Origin of the sequence: Noviherbaspirillum sp. ST9 (assembly GCF_048799745.1) — a bacterium.
Lineage (GTDB): Bacteria > Pseudomonadota > Gammaproteobacteria > Burkholderiales > Burkholderiaceae_D > Noviherbaspirillum.
This window is the reverse complement of record NZ_JBLWFR010000014.1, coordinates 51,022-58,538: the sequence shown is the minus strand read 5'-3', so window position 1 is coordinate 58,538 and position 7,517 is coordinate 51,022. Positions and strand designations below refer to the sequence as shown.

Below are 7,517 nucleotides of genomic sequence, written 5' to 3'. Positions count from 1 at the left end.
TCGGCTGTTATTTTTTAAAGAACTTGCTTCACTTGCCTTGCCGTTTTTCCACCTGATTAATGCGTTGTGATTAATCATGCCGTGGCAGCAATTCAAGACCGTTTTGCACTTGAAAATTCGCATCAACCGAATCGCTTCGTTGCTGCGTCTTGCTCAACGGGAGGCGAACTATAGCAAAGGGAATTGGACTGTGCAAGGTTTTTTTCGAAAAGGCGGCAGCAACGACAATTTGCTGTCGACTGGCCAATTCGAAAATTGCGCAATGCTCGTGCCATTACACGGCCTTGTAAATGAGCATCAATGGCGCGCCATCGCTACTCAGGAGAACGCGGACTGCTATCGCTTATCATTACGTCTGTTCTGCTATTAGGTGCCGATCCGGATTCGATTGATCTGAGTCAATAAAGCTACGTGTGTCGATTGCGTAGAATAAAAGTGACGCCGTACGCGTGCATCGAACCGCGACGACGTTTCCATTCCTGAATGCGTAATGAAACTGCCTAAACATCTTCGCTTTTTCGCAGCCTTGCTGGCGATGGTGAGCGTGCTTTTCAGCCAGCTCGCCATCGCGGCGTACGTCTGCCCAAGCGTTGCTGACGGGCAGGCGCAACATGCGCTGGCAGCCATGCAGGCGATGAGCGAGCACCATGACGCGTCGGCCTGCAACGACATGGATGATACGCAGTCATCCTTGTGCCGCACGCACTGCCAGGGCGACAACCAGTCGGTAGAGCGGCCTCAACCGCCGAACGTCACCCCGTCGGTCGCAGTCATCCTGGTCCCCGAAGTGCGAAGTGCGGACATCGCCTTCCGTCCCATTCACACGCAAGCCGTCAGTTTCTGGCTGACGCGCATGTCTTCACCGCCCTTGTCCATCCGGAACTGCTGCTTCCGGATTTGACCTCCCCTCTTTTGCCCGAGCCGCGCTCCTGAGGGCGCGCACCGGCACGCCTTTTCGCCGTCGGAATCGTTGCGCATTTCTGCGACAACGGTCGCGACACCCAGGCGGCAAGCAATATCGATACTTCCTTTTCTCTTCGGAGACAGCAATGCAATTCACATTACGCGCTTGCGGTTTGGCCGTTGCGCTGGCCGTGAGCGCGCCCATGGCAAACGCCCTCGACAATCAAAAAATCGGTGCCTCGGTTGAAAGCCTTCTCGAATTCGCCCGGGAGCGGAATCCCGAATACGCGTCCATGCGGTACGAAGCCGAAGCGGCCGGCGAGAGAACAGCATCCGCCGGTGCCCTCCCCGACCCGAAACTGCGGGTTGAACTGGAGGACATCACGATGATGGGTGAACAGAATCCCACCTTGTCGCCCAGCCGGGTCGGCAAAGCGAGGTACCAGATCATGCAAGAACTGCCCTGGTTCGGAAAACGCGGCCTGCAGCGCGAGGTTGCTACGCTGGAGGCTGAAGGCGTCAAGGGCAAGGCGCATGCGACGTGGGCCGATCTTGCCTCACGCATCAAGGCCGGCTACGCGCAGCTCTACTACGTCCACGAAAACGAGCGCCTGACCAGGGAAATCCTGGATCTGATGACGCGCCTCGAGCGTGTGACCCAAGTCCGATACGCCGGCGGCCTCGCGGCACAGTCGGACGCCATACGCGCCCAGGTCGAGCTGACCAACATGCGAAACGAACTGGTGATGCTGGACAACGAAAAGCGCATGTTGCATGCACGGTTGAACATGCTGGTTGCCCGCCCTGCCAACGCGCCGCTGGCCGATCCCGAGCGCCTGCGCCAGTTGCCACCTCAAGCCCAACTCGAGTACGTGACCCTTGCTGACCGTGTTCGGGGCCGGAACCCGCGATTAACGTCGGACGATGCGCGCCTGCGCGCCGCAGAAAAGAGCCGGGACCTGACCTACAAGAATCGTTATCCCGACTTCGCTGTTGGCTTTGCCCCAGTCCAGACCCGCAAGTCTGTGAAGGAATGGGAAGTCATGTTCGAGATGAACATTCCGATTCAACAATCGTCGCGCCGTGCCATGGAGCGCGAATCCGAAGCAATGTTGTCCGCCGCCCGCGCCCGCAAAGAGGCGACCGCCAACGAGGTGCTGTCGGAGTTGGCCGAAAGCCTGTCCGCGCTGGAAGCGGCGCGCCGTACGGAATCCATCATTTCCAACAGCCTCCTGCCACAAGCGGAGCTGACCTACAAGGCGGCCCTGGCCAGTTATGAAAACGGCAAGGTCGATTTCGCGACCTTGCTCGATGCGCAGCGCCAAATTCGCCAGGCAAGACAAAGCCAGATCAAGGCGCAGGCCGACGCCCAGAGTCGCCTTGCCGAAATCGAACGACTTTTAGGAGATGAACTATGAAACAGTCCGCAAACATCGCGATTGCCGCGATTGTGGCGGCCGTATTTGCCGCTGGCGGCGGATACCTGGCCGGCAAGCGTAAAGTGGACGGCGGGGTCACCGCAAGCGCTCCTGCAAACGGACACACTGAGGCCGTCGTGAAGAAAGAGCGCAAGCTGCTGTACTACCGCAACCCAATGGGCCTGCCCGACACGTCCCCCGTGCCGAAGAAGGACCCGATGGGCATGGACTACATCCCTGTTTATGAAGGCGAGGAAGATGCCGACTCTTCTTCCGGCAACCAGATCAAGATCAGTACCGAAAAGGTGCAAAAGCTTGGAGTGCGGACCGAGAAGGCGGCGCAGCGCACCATCGACAAGGTCGTGCGCGCAGCCGGACGCATCGAACCGGATGAACGCCGCGTGTTCGTCATTTCGCCGAAATTCGAAGGCTACGTCGAACGCCTGCACGTGAATGCGACCGGACAGCTGGTCGGCAAAGGCCAGCCGCTTTTCGAGGTCTACAGCCCCGAGCTGGTCTCGGCGCAACGGGAATACGTGATTGCCGCGCAAGGTTTGCGGTCGCTCAAGGGCGCCGATAGCGATGCGCAGTCCGGAATGAGGCAGTTGGCCGACTCCAGTCTGCTGCGGCTGCGTAACTGGGACATTTCCGAAGAGCAGATCAAGGCACTGACGCAGTCCGGCGACGCAAAACGAACGATGACCTTCCGCTCGCCGGTTTCCGGCATCGTGACGGAAAAGAAGGCCGTGCAAGGCATGCGCTTCATGCCGGGAGAAATGCTGTACCAGATCTCTGATCTTTCCACCGTCTGGGTGTTCGCGGACGTGTTCGAGCAGGACATCAGCCTGGTCAAGCCTGGCACCAAAGCCAAGGTACGGATCAATGCGTACGCGGACAAGGAGTTCGACGGCAACGTTACCTACGTGTATCCGACCCTGAATGCCGCGACACGTACCGCCCAGGTTCGTGTCGAACTGGCCAATCCGGGCCAGTTGCTGAAGCCCGGCATGTTCGCGAACGTCGAACTGGCGGCCGCGCCGCGCAGCACCGCAGTGACCGTGCCGGTGTCGGCAGTGATCGACAGCGGTACGCGCCGTATCGTGCTGGTGCAGCGCAAGGAAGGCCGCTTCGAGCCGCGTGACGTCAAGCTGGGTGCGCGCAGCGACAACTACGTCGAGGTGCTGGAAGGCGTGCAGGACGGCGAGGATGTTGTCGTTGCGGCCAACTTCCTGATCGACGCCGAAAGCAACCTCAAGGCCGCTGTGGGCAGCTTTGGCGGCCAGGCTGCACAGGAAACCGGCGCCATGAAACCGGCCGGCGCGGGCCACAAGGCGGAAGGTACGATCGATGAGATCGATGTGAAATCGGGCACGGTCAGCGTCAACCATGGGCCGGTGGCCAGCCTGAAATGGCCGGCAATGACCATGGAATTCAAGGTCGCCAACAACGCGTTGCTCAAGAACATGAAACCGGGCGATCCGGTCACCTTCGAATTCGTTGAACGCCAGCCGGGCGAATGGGTGATTACCGGATTCCAGTCTGCCGCGGCGACGATCCGGAAGCCACCCGCGCCCGCCGCCGACCCGCACGCCGGCCATCGTTAACAGGACGCCATCATGCTGAACAAGATCATTGAATGGGCAGGCAGGAACGTCTTCCTGGTCCTGCTGGCCACACTGTTCGTGACGGCCGCCGGCGTCTATGCGGTGATCAAGACGCCGATCGACGCCCTGCCCGACCTGTCGGACGTGCAAGTTATCGTCTACACCGAGTATCCGGGCCAAGCCCCGCAGGTGGTCGAAGACCAGGTGACCTATCCGCTGACATCGGCGATGCTGTCGGTACCGAAATCGAAGGTCGTGCGCGGATTTTCGTTCTTCGGCGCCTCGTTTGTGTACGTCATCTTCGAAGATGGTACCGATATCTACTGGGCGCGTTCCCGGGTGCTGGAATACCTGAATTTTGCCGCGGGCCGCATGCCCAAGGGCGTGACGCCCCAGATCGGTCCCGATGCCACCGGTGTGGGCTGGGTCTACCAATACGCTGTCCTCGCCAAGGACAAGACCCTGGCGGAACTGCGCACGCTGCAGGACTGGTACCTGCGTTACCAGCTCGCCAAAGCGCCCGGAGTGGCCGAGGTCGCCTCGGTGGGTGGCTTCGTGCAGACCTACCAGGTCACCGTCGATCCGGTAAAACTGCGCGCGTACGGCATCCCCCTGATGAAAGTCACCCAGGTGATCCGCGAGTCCAACCGCGACGTCGGCGGACGCGTCGTCGAAATGGCCGAGACCGAGTACATGGTGCGCGGCAAGGGTTACTTGCGCGGCAGGGCCGACCTCGAGAGCCTGGTCGTGAAATCCGAGCGCGGCACCCCCGTGCTGGTACGCGACATCGCCCGCGTCGAACTGGCGCCGGACGAGCGGCGCGGGCTGACAGAGCTTAACGGCGAAGGCGAAGTCGTCTCTGGCATCGCGATGTCCCGCTATGGCCAAAATGCGCTCGAAGTCATCCATAACGTCAAAACGAAGATCACCGAAATCAGTGCCGGCCTGCCGGAAGGCGTCAGCATCGAAGCGGTGTACGACCGCTCGGAACTGATCCATCGCGCCATTGACACGCTGAAGCACACGCTGATCGAGGAAAGCATGATCGTCGCGCTGGTGTGCATCGTGTTCCTGCTGCATGTGCGCAGCGCGCTGGTCGCCATCCTGATGCTGCCGGTCGGCGTGCTGATGGCCTTTATCGCGATGCGCGCGCTGGGCATGAACTCGAACCTGATGAGTCTGGGTGGTATTGCGATCGCTATCGGTGCAATGGTCGACGCGGCGATTGTGATGATCGAGAATGCACACAAGCACCTGGAACGGCTGAAGGAAGGCGAATCACGCGTCGACGCGATGCTCGCTGCCTGCAAGGAAGTCGGCCCATCACTGTTCTTCTCGCTGCTGATCATTACCGTGTCCTTCCTTCCTGTGTTCACGCTCGAATCGCAGGAAGGCCGTCTGTTCTCGCCGCTGGCGTACACGAAGACCTTCGCGATGGCGGGCGCGGCACTGCTGTCGATCACGCTGGTGCCCGTGCTCATGATGCTGTTCATCCGCGGAAGGATCATGCCGGAAGCGAAGAACCCGGTGAATCGTTTCCTGATCTGGATTTACCGGCCGATCATCAAGGGCGTGATGCGCTGGAAGAAAACAACGGTCTTTCTTTCGCTCGTCGTCCTGTCCGTCACCTTCTATCCTGCATCCCGGATCGGTAGCGAGTTCATGCCCACATTGAACGAAGGCACCCTGCTCTACATGCCGTCCAGTCTGCCAGGGATGACGATGACCAAGGCGGCCGAACTGGTGCAGACGCAGAACAAGATCATCAAATCGTTTCCGGAGGTTGCGTCGGTCTATGGCAAGGCCGGGCGTGCCAACACGGCCACTGACCCGGCGCCGACCGAGATGTTCGAAACCGTCATCAACCTCAAGCCGCAATCCGACTGGCGTCCCGGCCTGACGATGGACGCGCTGATTGCCGAAATGGACAAGGCACTGCAGTTCCCAGGCGTATCCAACGCCTGGACCATGCCGATCAAGGCGCGCATCGACATGCTGTCCACCGGTATCCGTACACCGATCGGCATCAAGGTGTTCGGGAAGGACCTGGATGAAATGGAAAAGCTGGCGAAGCAGATTGAGGCTGTGGTCAAGACTGTTCCGGGTACAACGTCGGCCTTTGCGGAGCGGATCACCGGCGGCTTCTATCTCAACATCGAACCGGACCGGACGCAACTCGCGCGCTACGGCCTCACGATCGGTGAGGTTCAAGACATCATTGCTTCCGCACTTGGCGCTGAAATGGCAACGACAACGGTCGAGGGCCGGGAACGCTTCGCCGTCACTGTGCGCTATCCGCGCGAGATGCGCAGCGATCCGCAGCTGATCGCACGCGAAGTGCTGGTTCCGACGATGGACGGTCCGATGATCCCGCTCGGCCAGCTGGCGAAGATCGAGATCGCCAAGGGCACGCCTGGGATCCGCACCGAGAACGCACTGCTGTCCGCGTATATCTACGTCGACATCCGTGACCGCGATATCGGTGGTTATGTTGCCGATGCGCGCCAGGCAGTCAATGAGCAGGTCAAATTCCCTCCAGGTTATTACGCGACCTGGAGCGGGCAGTTCGAGGCGATGGAACGTGCGATCGAAAAGATGAAGATTGTCGTCCCCGTCACGCTTCTGATCATCTTCCTGCTGCTGTACCTCAATTTCAAGCGGCTGACCGAGACGATGATCGTGATGCTGTCCGTGCCGTTTTCTCTGGTCGGGGGCGTGTGGCTGATGTGGTGGTTGGGCTACAACATGTCGGTGGCGGTGGCCGTGGGCTTTATCGCACTCGCCGGCGTCGCCGCGGAAACCGGCGTCGTGATGCTGATCTACCTCGACCATGCATGGGAAGCGATCAAGAAACAGCGTCGTGCCGAAGGGGCAATGCCAACCGCGGGCGATCTGTACGAGGCCGTGATGGAGGGTGCGGTCGAACGGGTCCGTCCCAAAATGATGACCGTGGTTGCGATCATGGCCGGCCTGCTGCCGATCATGTGGAGCACGGGCACCGGGTCCGAGGTAATGAGCCGCATTGCCGCACCAATGGTGGGGGGCATGATCTCGTCAACGGTTCTGACACTCGGCGTTATTCCGGCACTCTACGCGCTGGTCAAACAATGGCGTTTGAAGCGGGGGCGAGAGTGATGTAAGCGGAAGACTTGGGCACCAGTACTGACATTGACAAAACTTCTGAGGAAACTTGCATGAAACAAATACGTCACCGAGCCGTCGCCGCAGTTGCGGCATTTCTCCTGCTGTCCATGGGTGCTGCGGCACAAGCGCAATCCATGAAAATCCCAAAACCGAGCGATGGCTTGATGCCCAATCCCGGGCGAGGAAAAGGTCTGTTCGCCACGCACTGTGCGTCCTGTCATGGTGCAGATTTGAAAGGCAGCGACAAGGGCCCGGCGATGTTGCACAAGGTCTACGAGCCATCCCATCACGGTGATGCTGCCTTCCAGATCGCAGCAGCGCGCGGCGTGCGCGCGCATCATTGGCAATTCGGCGACATGGCGCCTGTACCGGCGGTTACTCCTGACGATGTTGCACATATCACCGCATTCATCCGGGCGGAGCAGCGCAAGATCGGCATCCACTAGAC

General features: G+C 60.0%; 5 protein-coding genes. All 5 read left to right on the top strand.

Annotation, left to right across the window (positions count from 1 at the left end; all coding sequences use genetic code 11):
- Nucleotides 1-490 precede the first annotated feature (490 nt).
- The 5 genes from ACNOHI_RS23680 (at nucleotide 491) to ACNOHI_RS23660 (ending at nucleotide 7,515) form a co-directional block, all read left to right on the top strand.
- Nucleotides 491-901, top strand: a complete 411-nt coding sequence (locus ACNOHI_RS23680) for a hypothetical protein (RefSeq protein WP_420477186.1) — start codon at nucleotides 491-493, stop codon at nucleotides 899-901.
- Between the two features lie 148 nt (nucleotides 902-1,049).
- Nucleotides 1,050-2,321 carry a TolC family protein gene (locus ACNOHI_RS23675; RefSeq protein WP_420477185.1) on the top strand — a complete coding sequence of 424 codons (1,272 nt, stop codon included), beginning with the start codon at nucleotides 1,050-1,052 and terminating at the stop codon, nucleotides 2,319-2,321.
- Nucleotides 2,318-3,925: an efflux RND transporter periplasmic adaptor subunit gene (locus ACNOHI_RS23670; RefSeq protein WP_420477184.1), complete on the top strand. Its 1,608-nt coding sequence runs from the start codon at nucleotides 2,318-2,320 to the stop codon at nucleotides 3,923-3,925. The genes ACNOHI_RS23675 and ACNOHI_RS23670 overlap by 4 nt, the downstream gene beginning before the upstream one ends.
- A 12-nt stretch (nucleotides 3,926-3,937) precedes the next feature.
- A complete protein-coding gene (locus tag ACNOHI_RS23665; RefSeq protein ID WP_420477183.1) occupies nucleotides 3,938-7,060 on the top strand; it encodes an efflux RND transporter permease subunit in 3,123 nt (1,040 codons plus the stop codon).
- Nucleotides 7,061-7,119: 59 nt separating this feature from the next.
- Nucleotides 7,120-7,515, top strand: a complete 396-nt coding sequence (locus ACNOHI_RS23660; protein ID WP_420477182.1) for a c-type cytochrome — start codon at nucleotides 7,120-7,122, stop codon at nucleotides 7,513-7,515.
- Nucleotides 7,516-7,517 lie beyond the last annotated feature (2 nt).

What these genes read in the sequence shown, in the direction of transcription:
- ACNOHI_RS23670 (WP_420477184.1), top strand. Translation starts at nt 2,318, where the DNA reads ATGAAACAGTCCGCAAACATCGCGATTGCCGCGATTGTGGCGGCCGTA.
- ACNOHI_RS23680 (WP_420477186.1), top strand. Translation starts at nt 491, where the DNA reads ATGAAACTGCCTAAACATCTTCGCTTTTTCGCAGCCTTGCTGGCGATG.
- ACNOHI_RS23665 (WP_420477183.1), top strand. Translation starts at nt 3,938, where the DNA reads ATGCTGAACAAGATCATTGAATGGGCAGGCAGGAACGTCTTCCTGGTC.
- ACNOHI_RS23675 (WP_420477185.1), top strand. Translation starts at nt 1,050, where the DNA reads ATGCAATTCACATTACGCGCTTGCGGTTTGGCCGTTGCGCTGGCCGTG.
- ACNOHI_RS23660 (WP_420477182.1), top strand. Translation starts at nt 7,120, where the DNA reads ATGAAACAAATACGTCACCGAGCCGTCGCCGCAGTTGCGGCATTTCTC.